Consider the following 17,607-nt stretch of genomic DNA (forward strand, 5'->3'; position numbering starts at 1 on the left):
GAGACAACATGCGTAACACAACTGGATGTTTGTTCGCCGTCCTCACGTTCTTCGCCACCGCCGCCCATGCCGGCCAGCCCGAGCTCACCCTCGGCGACTACCTCGCCTATGACGAGGAGCAGCGGCAGGCCCATGTCATGGGCCTGTGGGACGGGCTGATGGTGGCGGAGACCTATCACAAGACCCAGGAGCTTGCGTGGCTCTCCGACTGCGGCGCCCATGGCGTCTCGCCTGAGGCCATGACCGAAACGTTCGACAGCTATCTCGCCGACCGGCCGGACGCCGCCGCCTTCGGCACCGGCCACGCCTTCGTCTACGCCATGGCGCGCCACTGCGACAACGCGCCGCAGTTCTTGAAGGACCTGGCGCAGTAAGCCCCACGCACACGAAACGACACCGCACCTGACTCTCACCGCCGAACCCGATAACGTCGCCCAATCGCCACGCGAACTTGGGGAGGGTGTCATGGGGGTCGTGATGGAGTTTCCGCGCAAGGTGAAGGTGCGCGAGAAGGGCGTGTGGATCCCGCTGCGCTCCGGCAAGAAACTCGCCGCGCGCATCTGGCTGCCGGCCGACGCCAATGCCAAGCCGGTGCCGGCGCTGCTGGAATACCTGCCCTACCGCAAACGCGACATGACGCGGCCGGGCGACGAACCCAAACACGCCTGGTTCGCCGGCCACGGTTACGCGAGTGTCCGCGTGGACCTGCAGGGTGCGGGCGACAGCTACGGTGTCATGCGCGACGAGTACGCGACCCAGGAACTCAAAGACGGCAAGGAGGTCATCGCCTGGCTTGCCAAGCAATCGTGGTGCACGGGCAAGGTCGGCATGTTCGGCATCTCCTGGGGCGGCTTCAACGCGCTCCAGGTCGCGGCCCTCAAGCCGCCGGCGCTGAAGGCTATCGTCACCTCGTGCTCGACCGACGACCGCTATGCCTCGGACATGCACTACTCCGGCGGCTGTCTGCTGAACGACAACCTGGATTGGGGCACGACCTTTTTCTCGATCCTGGCGCTGCCCGGCGATCCCGAAATCATGGGGCCTGGCTGGCGCAAGAACTGGCTGGAACGCCTCGACGGCATCCCCTGCCCGATCGAGACCTGGATGAAACACCAGCAGCGCGACGCCTATTGGAAACACGGCTCGGTCAACGAGAACTACCGCGACATCCAATGCGCCGTCTTCGCCGTCGGCGGCTGGCTCGATGGCTACACCAACGCCACTCCGCGCCTTTTGAAGAACCTCAAGGTGCCGCGCCTCGGCCTGATCGGCCCGCATGCGCACCAATGGGGCCAGTCACTGCGCGCGCCGGGCCCGGCCATCGGCTTCCTGCAGGAGATGCTGCGCTGGTGGGACTACTGGCTCAAAGACATCGACACCGGGATCATGAACGAGCCGATGATGCGTGCCTATATGCAGGACGATATCCCGGCCGAGCCCTGGTACGCCCACTGCCCTGGCCGCTGGGTGGGCGAGCAGGCCTGGCCCAGCAAACGCATCCGCATGAAACCGTTCCGCCTCAACCCCGACGGCATCGGCACGAAGAAGGGCAAGGACGTGCCGCGGGTCGCCATGACACCGCAGACGCTCGGCATGGCGGGCGGCGAATGGTGTCCCTACGGCACCGGCGGCGAGGGCCCGGAGTTTCCCGGCGACCAGCGCTTCGACGACGGTGCCTCGATCTGCTTCGACACCGAGCCTTTGGAGGAGACGGTCGAGATCCTGGGCGCGCCGGTCGTCAACCTCGACCTCAGCGTCGACAAGCCGGCGGCCTTCGTTTGCGTACGCCTCAACGACGTCAAACCGGACGGCTCGGTGGCGCGCGCAACCTACGCGGTCTTGAACCTCTGTCACCGCAACGGCCACGGACGCGTCGCGCGGGTCCAGCCCGGCAAGCGCTATCAGGTGAAGGTGACGCTGAACGACACGGCGTACGCCTTCCAGCCCGGCCACCGTATCCGCGTCGCCGTCTCGACGACCTACTGGCCGATGATTTGGCCCTCGCCCGAGCCGGTCGAGCTGACGGTCCACACCGGCACCAGCACACTCCATCTGCCCGTCCGCCCGATCAAGGGCGGCCCGCGTCTCAAACCCTTCGAGCCGCCGCAGGAAGCCGCCCCCATGCCCCAGGAAATGGTTGAGCCGCCGTCATCGGAAAACACCGTCACCCGCGATGTCCTGACCGGCCGCGTCGAGGTCCTGTCGGAACGCGGCAGCGGCGTCTACCGGATCAGCGACCACGGCATGGAATTCGGCCGCAACACGATCGAACGCATGGCGGTCACCGAAGGCGATCCCTTGAGCGCCGAAACCGAGATGACCGTCACCAGCCACATGAAGCGCGGCGATTTCGAGGTCGACATCCACGCCACCACCAACCTGCGCGCCACCGCCGACACGTTCTTGTTGTCCGCCGATCTGGATGTCTATGAGGGCAAGACACGCATCCTGGCGAAGAGCTGGTCAGTGCCGATCAAGCGGGAAGGAGTCTGACGCAGGGTCTCCCTGCTCCGCATCGAAACAGTAAGCAGGCAAAACCCCACACATGAAGAGGAGGGCAATATCATGGTGAAGCCCGTCGACATCGCCGCCGAACTAGCCAAGCTCCCGACGCTTCATCTGCGTGCGCCCGACACATCCGAGGAGGAGGCTGCCGCATCGTTCGCCTCTATCGTGCCGTTTTGTGACGACGGTGTTTTCGTCGGCAGTTTTGACGGCAAAAGTCCGTGGGAGCGTCACCGGAACGGCGACGAAATCGTTCAGGTCATCGCCGGTTCGACAACGCTCACCGTCCTGACTGACACGGATACCCACGTGCTAACCATGAAGGCTGGCATGATGACCGTCGTGCCGCAGGGATGCTGGCACCGGTTCGAGGCGCCGGACGGCGTTTCCGTCCTCACCGTGACGCCAACGCCGACGGACATATCTTCGGCCGACGACCCGCGTGCGGAGCAGGACTAGACCCGACCAGCCTCCGTACTGTTGTGCGAGTGGCTGGATCTTCGGCTACGACGCCCTCGCATCTATCCGCCGTCGGCCAGGCCCACGTTAATGCGCAGAAACGGTTCCGCCCCATCGGTGTCGAAGCGAGTCGCATAACGCTCGAGACGGTTGACGAAACGGTCCGGATCGATGCCGGCCTCCGGAGCAAAAGCGCCACGGCGTGTGATCTCGCCCATGGCCAGCATCTCGAGCGCGGCGATCAATGGAACGCCGGTCGCACCGCCGGTGCCGCCTGGTAGGTAGCCGTCGAGCCAGGCGCCCGCTGACGCCCGACGGCCGTCTTTCTGACCGATCGCCAGGGCACAGAGATCAGGCGTATAGACGACGCCGCGCATCTGGTCCGCGATGATCGCCGCCCACACGCGCGCACCGCCCCACAATGCCGCGATGCCCGGACCCTCCCCCAGCCTGACTTCAAGCTCGCTCACGGCCGTCACCATGTCGATGGCGCCACGGTCCAGACGCGCGACCGTCTTGCGCAAAGCGGCGATGATCGGCGCCGGGAAGTTCATGAGGTTGAGGCTGTCGCGGATCTCCGGATAGGTCAGCGGCAGCGTCACCGGCTCGGGATGACCGAGCGCATGACAGTGGACCCGTCCAATGCCGGGGAACACGACATCCTGTTCGGCAAGCGATGGGACGTCGACCATCGCGCCCTCCCGGCGGACCCGGATGGTGCCTCGCGCCTGTTGCAGCCAGTGTTCCAGAGCCGAACGCGTCGACTTGTCCACCTCCGCCATCTGAGGCGAACGGAGGTCGCCGATGCCCCATAGCGTGTGCAGCGCATCGACGCGATCAAGGGTTCGATGCGCGGCAGCGGCCAGAAGATTGGTGACGCCCGGGCTGGCGCCTATGCCGATGATGGCCGTAACGCCGGCTTGGCGGGCGGCGCCATCGAGCGCGAGCATGTCAAGCGTCGGCTCCCAATCGTCACAGACATCAAGGTAATGGCGGCCGGCCCGGATTGCCGCCGACAACACGCGGGCGCCGTGCCGGTAATAGGGACCGAAGCAGGAGAGGACCACGTCGCATAAAGCCAAGGCGTCGTCGAGCGAGCGGTCTTCGGCGACATCCAGGCGGCATACGGCGACACGCCCATCATGTTCGGCGGCGACTGCCTCGGCGCCGTTCACGTCGCGCTCGCCGATGACGACACGCTCGATCAGGTCGCTCTTCGCCGCGGCGTCAACCGCGTGACGGCCGACATCGCCCGCGCCGCCCAGGATCAACACCTTCACGGCGGGCCGTCACCGTCGGCTTGTCGAAAGTGCGCGGTCAGCATGGCGCAGAACGCGTCAGTCAACGCCACAGGCAAGTCATGCCCCATGCCCGGGATGACCTCTAGCCGTGCACCCGGCACATGGCGTGCGATGTCCTCGCCGCAGGGAAGCGGCACCAGGGGATCGGCGTCACCGTGGATGACAAGAGTCGGCACCATCAAACCGCGCAGCAAGTCGACGCGGCTGCCGTCGGCCATGATGGCGGCAAGCTGGCGGATTTCGTTCGCGCCGCCGGGCGGGCATCGCGCCGCCGACGTGCGCATCAGCGCCACCAACGCTGCCTCGTCCGGCGGATAGACCGGACCGGCGATGCGGCGCCAGATCGCCATGCCGTGGCGCAGAAGCCCGTCCGGCGAAGCATCGTCGGGCATCTGTTGCATCAGCGCCGTCACATCGTCGTCGGCGTCCGGCAGGCCGGGCGCGCCGGAACTGGACATGATGGCGGTCAGCGATAAGACCCGCCGCGGATCGAGTGCCGCCATGTGCTGCACGATCATGCCGCCCATGGAAGCACCGACCACATGCGCCTCGTCAAGATCGAGCGCGGCGAGCAGCTCAAGTGCATCGCGCGCCATGTCATCAAGGCCATAGGGCGCGCGCGCTCCCAACCCCAACCACGACGTCACCGCATGCCACGTGATGCTGGGCGATCCCAAATGATCAAGACAGGTGGAAAGGCCGATGTCGCGATTGTCGAACCGGATGACATGATAGCCGTTCGCCGCGATCGCCCGGCACAGCGGCTCCGGCCAGGCGAGCATCTGTGTCGCCCAGCCGTGAATCAGCAACACGGCAGGCGCATCGTGATCGCCGAACGTCTCATAGGCAAGGCGCAGGCCATTGGCATCGGCATACGCGACGCGGCCGGCATCGGTTCGCGGGCCCTCATCGTTAATTGTCATGACGAAAATCTATGGTCGCGCGCCATGCGATACAAGGGTAAGTTTTCTTATTGCCAGTTTTGCGGTCCGACTACCAGAATAGGGGCACATGCCCAGGCCGAGCCTTAAATCCCAGCGTACGGAAGAGATTCTGGACGCTTTCCAACGTTGCATCGTCAGAGACGGAATCCAGGGCGCGTCGCTTGAGCGAATCGCCGAGGAAGCAGGCATGGGCCGGACGATCCTGCGCCACTATGTCGGCAACCGGGACGATCTGATCGTCGCGTTGGCGGAACGCTATGTCTCCCACGTTATGCAGACACTCGACGCGTTCGAGACCGCCCTGCCCAAGAACGACCGTGTTCGTGCCATGGTGCGCATGATGTTCAGCGACGTTACCGGTTTCGATCATGACGAAAACCTGGTCGCCGATGCGTTGATCATCGAGGCCAACAGGCTGCCCGAGGTCAACGACCTGATGACCAAATGGTTTGATCGTTTCGTTCATATGATCGAGGCCGAGTTGAAACGCGAACACCCGAACGCCAAGCCGGCCGCGCGGCGAGCATCGGCTGTCGGCATCGTGTCGACCTTCCTGCTGGCGGGATCGCTGCGGCCGATCTTCGATTCACCCGACTACCGCCGCGCGGCCAAGAGAGCCGCCGACCAATTGGTCGATGCTCTGGCGGACTAGGGCGGATCGTGTTCAGATGGCACCGTGTCCGACGACGTCCAACGCGGGGGAGATCGCATGAGCGGCACGGCATCCAATCACGACGAGCACGACGCCATCGCGCGCACCGTCCAGCACTACATCGACGGCGCGCGTTCGGGGAAGAGCGCGGACATGAAACCGGCCTTTCACGCGGACGCGTGGATCTTCGGCTACGGCGCCACAGGACTGCTTGCTAGCCCGATCCAGGAGCTGTTTAACCGGGTCGACGCGGGCCAGCCGGCGCCGGACATGACGGCGGACATCGCCCGTATCGACGTCGGCGACACGGTCGCCACCGTACGGCTTGAGCTCGACAAATGGACGGGACGCCGGTTCACCGATTTCTTCACCCTGCTGAAGGTCGACGGCGAATGGAAGATCATGAACAAGGTCTTCCACCTGCATGGCTAGGCACTGATATGACGGAAAAGATCCCGTTGCCGTCGGACGACGAGCTCGACGAGCGCACGCGCGACTTCATCAAGACACTGCCCAACCTTTCCATGGTGCGCATGCTGGCGCGAACCGGCATCGCGCCAGAGATCTATACGACGGTCTCGGCGATCTTCAACGACGACTGGTTTCCCGAACTCGATCGCGAGATCATGTTGTACCGGATCTGCTACATCAACGATTCGCAGTACGAGATCCAGTTCCACAAAGCGGTCTATGACCTGCCGGAGACGCTGGTTGACGCGGTCCTGTCAGACGACCTGTCGAGCCTGGAGCCGTGGCATCGCATGCTCTGCGAACTGTGCGACGAGATCACCCTGAAGGCGAAACTCTCTGCGCAATCGGTAGCGAAACTGGTCGATCATTATGGCGACGACAACGGCGCGACACGCGCCATCTTTGTCATGGCCTGGTTCAACATGCTGTCGCGTTTCGCCGACTCGACCGGCGTGCCCGACGAGGCCAAAGGCCAGGTCGACGGCGTCAAGAGCCCGGTCAGCTGATCCTGCACGAAACCGACGATCCTGACGGGAGCAGGCACGATGAACAAAGTGCATGAAGTCTACGACGCGGCCATCGTCGGCGCGGGACCGGCGGGGCTGTCCGCCGCGCTGACGCTCGTCCGCTCGTTGCGCTCCGTTGCCGTGTTCGATGCGCCGACGCCACCGCGCAACGCGGCATCACCGGGCATTGGCGGTTTGCTCGGACGCGAGATGGTGGCGCCATCGGATCTCAAAACCACAGCGATGGCGGAGCTCGACGGTTATGGCGGCGCCCGCTTCGTCACCCAATCCGTCGCTTCAGTCGAGCGTGACACCGGTGGCGGTTTTGTCATCGTCGCGGAAGATGGCACGACGACGCGGGCCGCGCGTATCCTGTTAGCATGCGGCATGGTGGACCGGTTCCCCTCTATCGATGGCCTGCAGGACTACTGGGGCACCAGCGTCATCTATTGCCCGTTCTGTCACGGCTTTGAACTGCGTGGCGGGCGGTGGGGCGTCTTCGTCAACCGCGCGACGATGACCGACGTCGCCGAGATCTATCTGACATGGACCAACGACCTCATGCTCTTTCTAGAGCCGGACATCCCGCTCGATGCCGACCGGCAAGCGGCGTTGGCAAACAAGGGCATCGCCGTCGAGCACCGCCGTGTCACAAGGTTGCGCGGGGACGGATCGGGTCTTGAAGCCATCGAACTCGAGGACGGCACCCTGATAGACCGTACCGCCCTCGTCCTGTGGCCGATGCAAGCACAAACAGCTCTCGTCACCGCGCTCGGCCCCGAACTGGATGGGGACGGTTATGTCGTCGTCGACGATGGTTACCGGACCAGCATTGACAGGCTTTATGCCATCGGCGACCTGCTCTATGCCGGCCACCAGAACGTCAACACCGCTATCCACATGGGCGCGCTTGCCGCCGCGACGATGGTCCTGGATCGGGCGATCGGCTGACCAAGGGTGGAAGAGGACAGGTCATGACCAATCGACTTAAGGACCGCGTCGCGCTTATCGCTGGCGGCGGTCAGATCCCCGGCGCGACCATCGGTAACGGCCGGGCGACTGCCATCACTTATGCGCGCGAAGGCGCGAAGCTCGCCATCGCCGACAAGGACCTGGCGTTGGCTGAGGAAACGGTGCGCATGCTGATCGACGAAGGTGCGGAGGCCATCGCCATCGAAGGCAATGTGACTGACGAGTCGGATTGCGGGCGCTTCGCCGAGGAAACTCTCAAGCGCTTCGGCCACATCGATGTTCTGCAGAACAATGTCGGTGTTTCGACGGGCGACAGCGGACCGACAGAGATCACAGTCGAAGCGTGGCGTTTTCTCCTGGATGTCAATCTGACCGGCATGCTGTTGACCGCGAAGAGCGTGCTGCCGGCAATGCAGGAGCAGCGCTCGGGCGTCATCATCAACATATCGTCGATGCTGTCGGTCACCTCGGACAGCGACGTCAAAGGCAGCGCGATCGACGAGAGCCACGGTCAGGTCGCCTACCGGGTTTCCAAGACCGGCGTCAATTCGCTGACCGAATCACTCGCCATGAGCCAGGCGCCTTATGGCATTCGGGTCAACGCGATCCTGCCAGGCCTGATGCAGACACCCACAGCGATCGAAATGCTGATGGCAGAGACCGGTGCCTCCAGAGAGGAGCTGAACCGGGTGCGCGACGCGCAGGTGCCGCTAGGTGGCAAACAAGGCACAGCCTGGGACGTCGCCAATGCCGCGCTGTTCTTGGCCTCTGACGAGGCACGTTTTATCACCGGCGCGCTGTTGCCGGTCGACGGCGGCCAGAGCCTGAGACGCGGCTGAGGTTAAGCCGCCGGCGTACCGCGCGCGGCTTCGTTGAAGGCGGTCTTCAAGAACGCGGCACCAGCTTCCAGAGCGCCCGGATCGATGCCGTGGCCGACACCCTGGCTGACATGCCACTGGGCGGAGATGTCGTGCGTCGCCAGCACGCCGACTGCCTCCTGAAGCGACTGGACGGGCACCACAGGGTCGGCGTCACCGTGGGCGAGCAAGACCGGGGGGCGCGCCTTAAGCTCGCTGTCGAGGCCTTCCGCATCGATCATCATGCCGGAATAGCCGACCACGCCGGCGCACGGGCGCGCGCGGCGGAGCGCGACATAGAGCGCCATCATCGCGCCCTGGCTGAACCCGATCAGCGCCAAGCGGCTATCGTCGAGAGTGAGCCGCGCCAGCTCCGCATCGACGAAGTCGTTGATCATGCCGGCCGCCCGCTCATAACCAGCCTTCAGCTTCTCCGGCCGTTCGTCGGCGAAGCTGTACCACTGCCGGCCCATCGGGTTCTGGTCGCAAGGGTCCGGCGCGTTGGGGCTGACAAAGCGTGCCTGCGGCAGCGTCGGCTGCAAGGCTGGCGCCAAGCCGATCAGATCGTTGCCGTCCGCGCCCCAGCCGTGCAGCAACACGACAAGTTGTTGCGGTTCGCCCTGGCGCGGCGGCACCACCGGTCCTGATAACGTCATCTTGTAGCCCTCATTGCCATAAATCTTGGGTATCGTTAGCACCAATGGTTAGCAAGGGTGAAGTCGTGCCAGTCCGTCGTTTCCTCATGGCTCTCGTGGCCTGCTTCGTGGCCGGGCCGGCGCTCGCCGAACTGCCGGCAACCTGGCCCGATGCCGCGAGCGACGACGCGGTTCTGATCGAGCCGGTCGCGCTTGCCAGCAGTACGCCGTTCACGATTGCCGATGTCGGCGATCCAGACGATGCGCCACCGACGGAAGCGGCGGCGGCTCTCTTCATGCCGGCGGACGCGTCGGCCGACAACCCGGTCCCCGCGGTCGTCCTGCTGCACGGAGCAGCCGGCGTCTTACAGACGCGCGAACCCGCCTATGCCCGTCAACTGGCCAGCCTGGGTGTCGCCGCCATGGTGGTCGATGTCTTCGGCGCGCGGCGCGATCTGGCCACCGGCTTCACCGATCGCCTGCTGAACATCACCGAGGCCGCGATGCTGGCCGATGCCTACGCCGCCCTCGCCTATCTCGACAGCCTGCCGGAAGTCGACGGCAGCAAGGTGGTCCTGGCCGGTTTTTCCTATGGCGGCATGGCGGCGACGTACGCGGCCTATGAGGCCGTCGCCGAGCGCCTGGCGCCGGACGGTCAACGTTTCGCCGGACATGTCGCGTTCTACGCGCCCTGCATCGCCAGTTTCGAGGACAACCGCGCGACCGGCGCGCCGCTCCTGATGCTCGCCGGCACCGGCGACGCGATTGTCGATCCTGAACGGTGCAGCGCCGTCGCCAGCGAGCTGGAAGACGGCGGCACCGATGTGACGACGGTCTATTACGACGGCGCCTATCATCAGTGGGACGGGCGTTTCGCCGGGCCGCGCGCCATCGGCCGCAACCTCGCGCCCTGCGACTTCTATGTCGACGACGACGGCGATGTTTACGACGCCGGCTCCTGGCTGCCGATGAGCGGACCCTTCATGCGCAAGATCATTCTGGGCCTGTGCAGCGATCCCGACGGTTACCTGATCGGCCGCGACGACGAGATCCGCGACCGCGCCATTGTCGACTGGACCCGCTTCTTGAACGCCGTCTTCGACGGCTGACGCCACGGGGCAAGCGCTCTATAGAGGGAACCTCGTTTGACGAGGGTTCCCGATGGTCGATCCCGCATTGTTTCTCAAAAGCCTCGCCATGGGCCTCGCGGTCGCGGCGCCCATGGGGCCGATGAGTGTTATCTTGATCCGGCGAACCCTGGCCCAAGGTTACATGGCAGGTCTTTCCGGCGGGCTGGGTATCGCGGCCGCCGATGGGTTCTATGGCGCGGTCGCGGCGTTCGGTCTGACCGCCATAAGCACGGCGCTGATCGAGCACCAGTTCTGGCTGCGCCTCATCGGCGGCGCCTTCCTGGTCTGGTTGGGTCTCAGGATCTTCTTCAAGGAGAGCCGTCAGAACGGCCCCATGGCCGGTGAGCGCGGTCCGGGCGGCGGTTTCTTCACCATGCTGGGCCTTACCATCACCAACCCGATGACCATCCTTTCCTTCGCGGCGATCTTCGCCGGGCTGGGCTTGGTTGAACCAGGCAGCGACCACACGACCGCGATCACCATGACCGCCGGTGTGTTTCTGGGATCATATCTGTGGTGGATCGTGTTGTGCGGCGCCGTCACGCTGGTGCGCAGGCGTGTCACAAGCGGCGTCATGCTGTGGCTTAACCGGATCGCCGGCGCCCTGATCACCGCCTTTGGCGTCGCCGCGCTGGTCGGTGCCCGGCACGGGCCGGGGTCGTGAGTCCGGCGACGTTAATCACGCGCTTTGCGCCAAGCCCAAGCGGCCTGCTACATATCGGCCACGCTTGGTCGGCGATGATGGGTTGGCGCGCTGCCCGCGCAGAACCCGACGGCAGCTTCCTGCTCAGGATCGAGGACATCGATAGCGCGCGATGCCGCCCGGAGCATGAACAGGCGATCCTCAACGACATGACCTGGCTCGGGCTTACTTGGTATGGTCCTGTGCGCCGCCAGTCCGACCACCTGGACGACTATCGCGCCGCGCTCGACCGGCTTCAGGAAGCCGGTCTCGTCTATCCCTGTTTCTGCACGCGGCGCCAAATCCGCGACGAGGTCCGGGCCAGCGCCAGCGCGCCCCACGGCCCGCTCGGCCTGATCTACCCCGGTACGTGCCGGTCCCTCAGCGACGACGAACGTCAGCGGCGCATCGAGGCCGGCGAAAGCTACGCCCTGCGCCTCGACATGGAGAAGGCCGCGGCGCACACCGGCCCGCTTACCTGGCGCGAGAAAACCGAGGGCGAGATCACCGTCGATCCCATGGCAAACGGCGACGTCGTCGTCGCGCGCAAGGAGACGGCGGCGAGTTACCACCTGACCGTCACTGTCGACGACCACATCCAGGGTGTCACTCTGATCAACCGGGGGCGCGACCTCTATCACGCCACGCCGATCCACCGGGTATTGCAAGCCCTGCTCGGCTATGACGCGCCTGCCTATGATCATCATGGCCTGCTGCTGGATGCCGACGGCAAGCGATTTGCCAAGCGCGATCGCGCGGTCACGCTGCAGGCGCTGCGCGAAGCCGGCCACACGCCCGAAGAGGTCATCGCCATGGCCGAACGTTTGGCGGCATCATCCGCAGGTTCAGGATAGGCTGCACAAGGACGACAGGGGTTGGGCAACATGACCGACACGATCTTCGACTCAGCAATCTTCCGACCGACCGGCGGCTTCATGGGTTTGCCGAACCGCTATGACGTGTCCGGCGCCCAGCTTGCCGTGCTCGGCATGCCGTTCGACTGCGGCGTGCATCCGACCCGCATCGGATCACGCCTGGGCCCGTCATCGATCCGCGAGCAGTCCGGCCTGGTCCGCCCCTACCAGCCGCCGATCGCCGACTTCAATCCGCTGGAGGAATTGGGCGCCATCGACTGCGGTGACGCCGCGTGTTCGCCGGGACGTCTGGAGCAATCCTTCGAGGTCATGGAGGAAGCGAGCTGGCGTATCGTCTCGCGCGGACTAAAGACGCTCTCCATGGGCGGCGACGGGTCGGTCAGCCTGCCGCAGCTGCGCGCCATGAAACGGGTCTATCCCGACCTCGCCCTGCTCCATGTCGATGCCCATACCGACGCTTACCCGATTGTCGGACAGGATCGTCACACGACGGCAACGACGTTTACGTGTGCGACCGACGAAGGCCTGATCGACACCGACGCCACCATTCATCTGGGCGCGCGCGGGCCAGTCTTCATGGGCGGCGTGTTCGAGCATACGCGCGGCCTGGGCCACACGCTCATCCCCGACCGGGACCTGCGCGCCCAGGGTTTCGGGGCGGTGATCGCCGACCTCCACCAGCGGCTCAAGGGCCGCAAGGTCTATCTGTGCTTTGACATGGATACGTTCGATCCGTCCTGTGCGCCCGGCGTGGCGACGCCGACCTGGGGTGGCTGGACGGCTGCCGAGGAGCTTGGCTTTCTGCAGGCGCTGGCCGGCCTCGACTTCGTCGCCTTTGACATCAACACGGTCAGCCCGCCCCACGATCAAGGCGGCATGACCGCCTATCTGGCCGGCTGCGTTATGTTGGAATGTATGGTGTTGGCCTGCCGCGTGCCGGGCGGGCCGCAGGACGATTAGGCGACGGAAGGCATCTCGGTCTGGCTGTTCCGACGCAACACGGCCTCGGCGTCGTCGCCGAGCAGTTCGATCAGGGTGGCGCGCAGAAACTCAAGCTGCGCCTCGATCCGATCGAGGTCCGACTGCACCGCGACAATGTCGTCGCGTACATATTGCGGGGCCGTGTTTTCCATCGCGTCCATCTCCAAGGTCGCAGAACGCCTTGTCCGCTAGCTTGAATATGGCCCGGCCCGCCGCCCCAGGCGCGTGACTGGGATCACAACCCGCGCAAAAGTGTTAAGAAACCGTCAGATCACGCCGAAAACGGCGTGACTACCGTCACGTCGGCATCTCAATGCTTCACAAAACCGCATGCCTGATCATCAGGGGGGCTCGACTACTCCGCGGCCGCTCGCATGGTGTCCAGCGGCACATAGTCCAGAACGCATTGCTGGAAAAACGTGAGCGAGGCCTCGCCGCCGGCACCGCGGGCGAGGTGGCTGACCTGATAGGCCGGGGAGCGAAGCGAGCGCTGCATCTTTTCGCACACCCACACGTCCTCGGTCTGAAAGTCGCCGGTCTCCAGCGGATGAACCTTCCAATGGGACGATTTGATCCGGCCGCTCTCGGGGTCGTAGCCGGGGATCTCTTTGGCTCGGTCTTTGGCGCGAGACCATTTCTTCGCCGACCACATGCGCAGTTTGAGCAGCGTTGTGTTGGCGTCGACGGGCTCCAGCGTGGAGATCGAAAACGAATAGGGGCTGGCGGTAATCACGATATCGGGAAACAGCATGTAGACGCCGCCGTAACCGGGCTCATCCGCGCCCTCGACCCGCGTGCCCTTGTAGTCGGCATAGTTGTCCTCGACCATTTTGGGCAGCCGGTTCTTGGTGCCGTCCTGTTCGGTCGAATACCAGACGAGGTGGCGCCCGCGCACTTCCCACAGGTTCTTGTCGGCGACCGGACCGCCCAGCGTGTTCTTGTGCAAATAGGCTAGGTGATAGCCGTCGATGGCGTTCTCGAAGAAGACCTTCCAGTTGCACTTCATTTCATAGATGACGTCAGCGCCGCTTTCGTGGAGCGCCGGCGATGTGATGTCGTGCGGCCAGGCGTGGTCGGGCAGGTCCGCGAGCCAGGTCTCGAAGCTCTCGTCCGGCTGCGCGGAGGGATGGACAAAGACGAGCCCCTTGAACACGCCGAGCGACGCTGGTTTCAGGTTCAGCGTCGTCTTGTCGATATCCGGAAAGCAGGTCGTTTCCTTCGGCATGCCACGAAACGTTCCGTCAAGGTCATAGGTCCACGTGTGATAGGGACAGACGATCGAACGACCGGTGTTGCCGCAGCCTTCAAACAACTCGGTGCCGCGATGACGGCACAGGTTATGGAATGCCTGCAGTTCGCCTTTCTTGTTGCGCAGGACGAACAGCGGGTAGGGGCCAACCTGAACGGTCTTGAAATCACCGGCTTCATTCCAGTCATAGGTCACGCCGGCGAACGACCAGGTGTTGGCGAACAACTCATGGCGTTCTCGTTCGCACCAAGCGTCATCGATGTACGCTTCGCGCGGCAGAAGTTGTTGGGGCACGGCGGGCAGTTCGCGTGGCGCGGCCATATGGGCTCCTTCAAAGAATTGGCGGGTGGCACCGGCGGCCATGGGCCAACGATGCCGCGAAGCCATCTCAGCAGTCAGCATAGCCTCGCAAATATTGTCACCCTTGACAATCTATTATCACACCCATAGATTTTCAATGGTGACAATCAACGATTGCCGCTGTTTGGCTTTTTGGGAGACGTTACCGATGAAGAACATCAAATGGTTCACGGCGGCCGCGCTCGTCGTGCTGGCGATCGCCAGCTATTACGAGTGGTACTGGGTCTGGGGCGTACTCTTCGTCTACTGGGCCGTGACTAGCATTCAAGGTGGCCAGGCCTTCATCGTCGAGACGATCAGCCGGCGTCAGAACCCCGTGCTCTTCTGGTTCATCACCGCGATGTGGGGCGGTTTCGGCGCTTGGTATGTCTGGGCCGACCTGACGTGGCGGCTGGCCTGACGTCCGACCTTCCTACGCATACTGCAGTTGCCGGTGCAAGCTGCCACAGCCGATGGCTTGGCGGCCGTCCGGGCGCTCCATTTGGCAGTACGTGACAGCGATCTTTCAGATTCGGTGCGGCGCCTGCACACGTTGACATTCGTTACAATGCGAACCATGTAATGCAGCAGGACAGCCGTGCGACGACACACGATGTGCAATATCGCAGCGGCGACCTATACCGTTCTCCAAAAGATTTCGGTAGACCTGGACCCGCAGGGCACTGTGCCCGGCGGGCATGACATGTTGATTGGAAAATCTATGACGACAGGAACCGTGAAGTGGTTCAACAGCGCCAAGGGCTATGGTTTCATTGAGCCGGAGGACGGCTCCAAAGATGCCTTTGTCCACATCTCTGCGGTAGAGCGCGCCGGCCTGCATGGCCTGAGCGAAGGCCAGAAGGTCAGCTACGAGCTGCAGAGCAACCAGAACGGCAAGACATCGGCCGAGAACCTGGAAGTTTTAAGCTGACGGGTTGTGACGTCACCGACATATCTCGAAGACCCGCCCCCGGCGGGCTTCGTTTGCGCGACGCTGGCTGACGGCGCGCAAAGACGTACCATGCGGTCCTAACGCGTACAGAGATGCGCAATCGGGACCGGGATGTGGCTGCTTTTCGCAGGATCGGACGACAGGTCTCGCGGTTCCAGGCACCCGTTCTTCAGGAGAGCCTGACGCAGATCCTGGTCACACTGGGGGGTTACCTCGCGGCCTGTGCGGCCATGTATGCGACCGTCGGCGTCTCTTTTTGGATTTCTCTTGCGATTGCTCCGCTTGCTGCGGGGTTGCTGGTGCGCGTGTTTATCATCCAGCACGATTGTGGACACGGCGCGTTCTTCAGGTCGCGCCCTATGAACGATGCGCTGGGTCTTCTCTGCAGCCTGTTCACCTTGACGCCCTATCCGTCCTGGCGCCGCCAGCATGCCGGCCATCATGGCAGCTGGAACAATCTGGATCGCCGCGAGTCCGGCGCTGACATTTATTCCTCCTGCCTTACCGTCGACGAATACCAATCGCTGGGACCCTGGCAGCAACGCTGGTACCGCATCAGTCGTCATCCGATCGTCGCCAATCTGGTCGTGCCGCCTCTTGTCTTCTTGATCCTTTATCGATTTCCCTTCGACTTGCCAGCACACTGGCGCTGGGAGCGTGTCGGGGTCTATTTGACCAACTTGGCGCTGATCGCTCTGGTAGTCGCTGTCGGTTGGGCCGTCGGATTCGGACCACTCGCCGAAGTGCAACTGCCCATCATTGTTATGGCTTCGATCATCGGCGTCTGGTTGTTTTCGATCCAACACCGCTCGGACCACACGGCCTGGCTGCGGCAGAAGGATTGGAGCTTCCTTAGCGCCTCGCTCAAGGGTTCAAACTATCTGCGCCTGCCGCGTGTGCTGCAGTGGTTTACAGGCAATATCGGTCTTCACCACGTCCATCACCTCAGCCCGAAAATCCCGAACTATCGTCTGCAGCAGTGTCATGACAGCGTCCCTGAATTCCGTGACGTGCCGGTAATGACCCTGTCGTCGGCGTTCAAGGCGATGTCCTGCGTACTCTGGGATGAGCGTCTGCAACGGATGGTGTCGTTCCGGGAGTTATCGCGAAGATAGAACGGATCGGCCGATGCTCCCACGCATCGCGGCACCTGCGGTGAACCAGTCGTGATGCGCGTGGCAGAGTCCGCGCCAGTGTTGGGCGATCTGCCGTGGCTGCTACCTGGCGTTCACTCGGCACGGCTGAATGTCAGAACCCGAGACTTAGTGCTCGATGAGGTGCTCGGACTAAACTGTGCGTGGTAAGCAGACACTCTTCTCGTTCTGACCGCGTGACGCGTAGCGCTCATGGTGTTGTCCCCGTTGGCGCAACCAAGGGAGATGTTGATGGCAAGAAAGCCTAACTACCGATTCGAGAAAGCCGAGCGGGAGCGACAGAAGGCGGCGAAGAAGGCCGCTCGGCTCGCCGCAAAACAAGAAAAGGCCGACATCAAAAAGGATGAGGACACCGATCCCCCACGGTCGGTTTCACCCGACGACTAAGCTGGCTGGCAGGGTCGACGCCACGATTGGACAATGTGCGCGACGTGCTCCTTCGGACGGCGATGATCGAAAAGCCGACCACGCCGGCCACGCCTACTGCAGCAACCGGTGGAAGCTGCCACAGCCGATCGCTTGGCCGTCGTGGTAGCTCTCGGTGTAGCAGAACTTCGCCTCGTTCTTGCCGATCAGGTGGAACTCGTGGACACCGCTCTTGTCGACCACCTTGGCGGTGTGCTGGCCGTCGGTGAAGGTGCCGACGAAGTGCGATTTCTGGCCGTGCGTGCCCTCCGACTCGATGGTGCCGGAGAAGCTCTTACCGGTCTGATGGTTCACATGAATGATGAACTTGGTGTCGACCACACGCGACGTCTCGGCGGCCCCGCTACCGGCATGGGTCGTGTTGCCGGAAGCGATCGTTTCGGTGTGTCCTTCCCATGTGCCGAGAAGATCCGGCCATTGCTGTTCGGCCAACGCGCTGGCCGATGCCAACGTCAGCGAGAAGATAACGGCAAACAAACCCAGGCTTCGTGCGGCCATAACGATCGCTCCCTAAAAC

The 17,607-nt window shown here is 63.6% G+C and carries 22 protein-coding genes and 1 pseudogene; 17 read left to right on the forward strand and 6 right to left on the reverse strand.

Annotated elements, in window-relative coordinates; genetic code table 11:
• Positions 1-8 precede the first annotated feature (8 nt).
• The 3 genes from AAF563_00645 (at position 9) to AAF563_00655 (ending at position 2,964) form a co-directional block, all read left to right on the forward strand.
• Positions 9-374 (forward strand): hypothetical protein, encoded by a 366-nt coding sequence (locus AAF563_00645; GenBank protein MEM7119748.1) that lies wholly within the window; start codon positions 9-11, stop codon positions 372-374.
• A 91-nt stretch (positions 375-465) separates the two neighbouring features.
• A complete protein-coding gene (locus AAF563_00650; protein MEM7119749.1) occupies positions 466-2,493 on the forward strand; it encodes a CocE/NonD family hydrolase in 2,028 nt (675 codons plus the stop codon).
• Positions 2,494-2,565: 72 nt separating this feature from the next.
• Complete coding sequence (locus AAF563_00655; GenBank protein ID MEM7119750.1) at positions 2,566-2,964, forward strand: cupin domain-containing protein; 399 nt, start codon at positions 2,566-2,568, stop codon at positions 2,962-2,964.
• Positions 2,965-3,026: 62 nt separating this feature from the next.
• Here the strand turns inward: AAF563_00655 and AAF563_00660 are convergent, their stop codons facing one another.
• Both AAF563_00660 and AAF563_00665 read right to left on the reverse strand, forming a co-directional pair.
• Positions 3,027-4,244, reverse strand: coding sequence for a saccharopine dehydrogenase NADP-binding domain-containing protein (locus tag AAF563_00660; protein MEM7119751.1), 1,218 nt, complete (start codon positions 4,242-4,244; stop codon positions 3,027-3,029).
• The gene (locus tag AAF563_00665) at positions 4,241-5,188 is read right to left on the reverse strand and encodes an alpha/beta hydrolase (GenBank protein ID MEM7119752.1); all 948 of its coding nucleotides are present in this window, start codon (positions 5,186-5,188) and stop codon (positions 4,241-4,243) included. Before AAF563_00665 ends, AAF563_00660 begins: the two co-directional genes overlap by 4 nt.
• 88 nt (positions 5,189-5,276) lie before the next feature.
• On the opposite strand from AAF563_00665, the gene AAF563_00670 reads away from it, so the two are divergent.
• The 5 genes from AAF563_00670 to AAF563_00690 are packed head-to-tail and all read left to right on the forward strand — an operon-like array spanning position 5,277 to position 8,649.
• Positions 5,277-5,861, forward strand: a complete 585-nt coding sequence (locus AAF563_00670) for a TetR/AcrR family transcriptional regulator (protein MEM7119753.1) — start codon at positions 5,277-5,279, stop codon at positions 5,859-5,861.
• 57 nt (positions 5,862-5,918) lie between these two features.
• Entirely contained in the window at positions 5,919-6,293 is a 375-nt protein-coding gene (locus tag AAF563_00675) for a nuclear transport factor 2 family protein (GenBank protein MEM7119754.1), read from the forward strand.
• Between the two features lie 8 nt (positions 6,294-6,301).
• Entirely contained in the window at positions 6,302-6,838 is a 537-nt protein-coding gene (locus tag AAF563_00680) for a hypothetical protein (protein MEM7119755.1), read from the forward strand.
• A gap of 39 nt (positions 6,839-6,877) precedes the next feature.
• Entirely contained in the window at positions 6,878-7,789 is a 912-nt protein-coding gene (locus AAF563_00685; protein ID MEM7119756.1) for an NAD(P)/FAD-dependent oxidoreductase, read from the forward strand.
• A gap of 23 nt (positions 7,790-7,812) precedes the next feature.
• The gene (locus AAF563_00690; protein MEM7119757.1) at positions 7,813-8,649 is read left to right on the forward strand and encodes an SDR family oxidoreductase; all 837 of its coding nucleotides are present in this window, start codon (positions 7,813-7,815) and stop codon (positions 8,647-8,649) included.
• Positions 8,650-8,651: 2 nt separating this feature from the next.
• Here AAF563_00690 and AAF563_00695 read toward each other — a convergent pair whose 3' ends face one another.
• Positions 8,652-9,323 carry an alpha/beta fold hydrolase gene (locus AAF563_00695; protein MEM7119758.1) on the reverse strand — a complete coding sequence of 224 codons (672 nt, stop codon included), beginning with the start codon at positions 9,321-9,323 and terminating at the stop codon, positions 8,652-8,654.
• Positions 9,324-9,388: 65 nt separating this feature from the next.
• Between AAF563_00695 and AAF563_00700 the strand changes: the two genes are divergently transcribed.
• The 4 genes from AAF563_00700 to AAF563_00715 are packed head-to-tail and all read left to right on the forward strand — an operon-like array spanning position 9,389 to position 12,949.
• Positions 9,389-10,411 carry a dienelactone hydrolase family protein gene (locus tag AAF563_00700; protein MEM7119759.1) on the forward strand — a complete coding sequence of 341 codons (1,023 nt, stop codon included), beginning with the start codon at positions 9,389-9,391 and terminating at the stop codon, positions 10,409-10,411.
• Positions 10,412-10,463: 52 nt separating this feature from the next.
• The gene (locus tag AAF563_00705) at positions 10,464-11,096 is read left to right on the forward strand and encodes a LysE family transporter (protein MEM7119760.1); all 633 of its coding nucleotides are present in this window, start codon (positions 10,464-10,466) and stop codon (positions 11,094-11,096) included.
• On the forward strand, positions 11,093-11,968 hold the full coding sequence (gluQRS, locus tag AAF563_00710) for a tRNA glutamyl-Q(34) synthetase GluQRS (GenBank protein ID MEM7119761.1): 876 nt from the start codon (positions 11,093-11,095) through the stop codon (positions 11,966-11,968). The genes AAF563_00705 and gluQRS overlap by 4 nt, the downstream gene beginning before the upstream one ends.
• 30 nt (positions 11,969-11,998) lie before the next feature.
• Complete coding sequence (locus AAF563_00715) at positions 11,999-12,949, forward strand: arginase family protein (GenBank protein ID MEM7119762.1); 951 nt, start codon at positions 11,999-12,001, stop codon at positions 12,947-12,949.
• On the opposite strand, the gene AAF563_00720 is transcribed toward AAF563_00715, so the two are convergent.
• A complete protein-coding gene (locus AAF563_00720; protein MEM7119763.1) occupies positions 12,946-13,122 on the reverse strand; it encodes a hypothetical protein in 177 nt (58 codons plus the stop codon). The two genes, AAF563_00715 and AAF563_00720, sit on opposite strands and share 4 nt — an antisense overlap.
• Before the next feature lie 203 nt (positions 13,123-13,325).
• Positions 13,326-14,540 (reverse strand): aromatic ring-hydroxylating dioxygenase subunit alpha, encoded by a 1,215-nt coding sequence (locus AAF563_00725; GenBank protein ID MEM7119764.1) that lies wholly within the window; start codon positions 14,538-14,540, stop codon positions 13,326-13,328.
• 187 nt (positions 14,541-14,727) lie between these two features.
• Here AAF563_00725 and AAF563_00730 point away from each other — a divergent pair, with 187 nt between their 5' ends.
• The 5 genes and pseudogenes from AAF563_00730 to AAF563_00750 all read left to right on the forward strand — a co-directional run bounded on the left by AAF563_00730 (position 14,728) and on the right by AAF563_00750 (position 17,051).
• Positions 14,728-14,979, forward strand: a complete 252-nt coding sequence (locus AAF563_00730; GenBank protein MEM7119765.1) for a hypothetical protein — start codon at positions 14,728-14,730, stop codon at positions 14,977-14,979.
• Between the two features lie 300 nt (positions 14,980-15,279).
• Positions 15,280-15,489 (forward strand): cold-shock protein, encoded by a 210-nt coding sequence (locus AAF563_00735; GenBank protein ID MEM7119766.1) that lies wholly within the window; start codon positions 15,280-15,282, stop codon positions 15,487-15,489.
• A 134-nt stretch (positions 15,490-15,623) separates the two neighbouring features.
• The gene (locus AAF563_00740) at positions 15,624-16,625 is read left to right on the forward strand and encodes a fatty acid desaturase (protein MEM7119767.1); all 1,002 of its coding nucleotides are present in this window, start codon (positions 15,624-15,626) and stop codon (positions 16,623-16,625) included.
• A gap of 12 nt (positions 16,626-16,637) precedes the next feature.
• Positions 16,638-16,814, forward strand: a pseudogene (locus AAF563_00745) (serine protease).
• 81 nt (positions 16,815-16,895) lie between these two features.
• Positions 16,896-17,051, forward strand: a complete 156-nt coding sequence (locus tag AAF563_00750) for a hypothetical protein (protein ID MEM7119768.1) — start codon at positions 16,896-16,898, stop codon at positions 17,049-17,051.
• A gap of 93 nt (positions 17,052-17,144) precedes the next feature.
• On the opposite strand, the gene AAF563_00755 is transcribed toward AAF563_00750, so the two are convergent.
• Positions 17,145-17,588 (reverse strand): hypothetical protein, encoded by a 444-nt coding sequence (locus AAF563_00755; protein MEM7119769.1) that lies wholly within the window; start codon positions 17,586-17,588, stop codon positions 17,145-17,147.
• Positions 17,589-17,607 lie beyond the last annotated feature (19 nt).

Source organism: Pseudomonadota bacterium, from assembly GCA_039028155.1.
Taxonomy (GTDB): domain Bacteria; phylum Pseudomonadota; class Alphaproteobacteria; order SP197; family SP197; genus JANQGO01.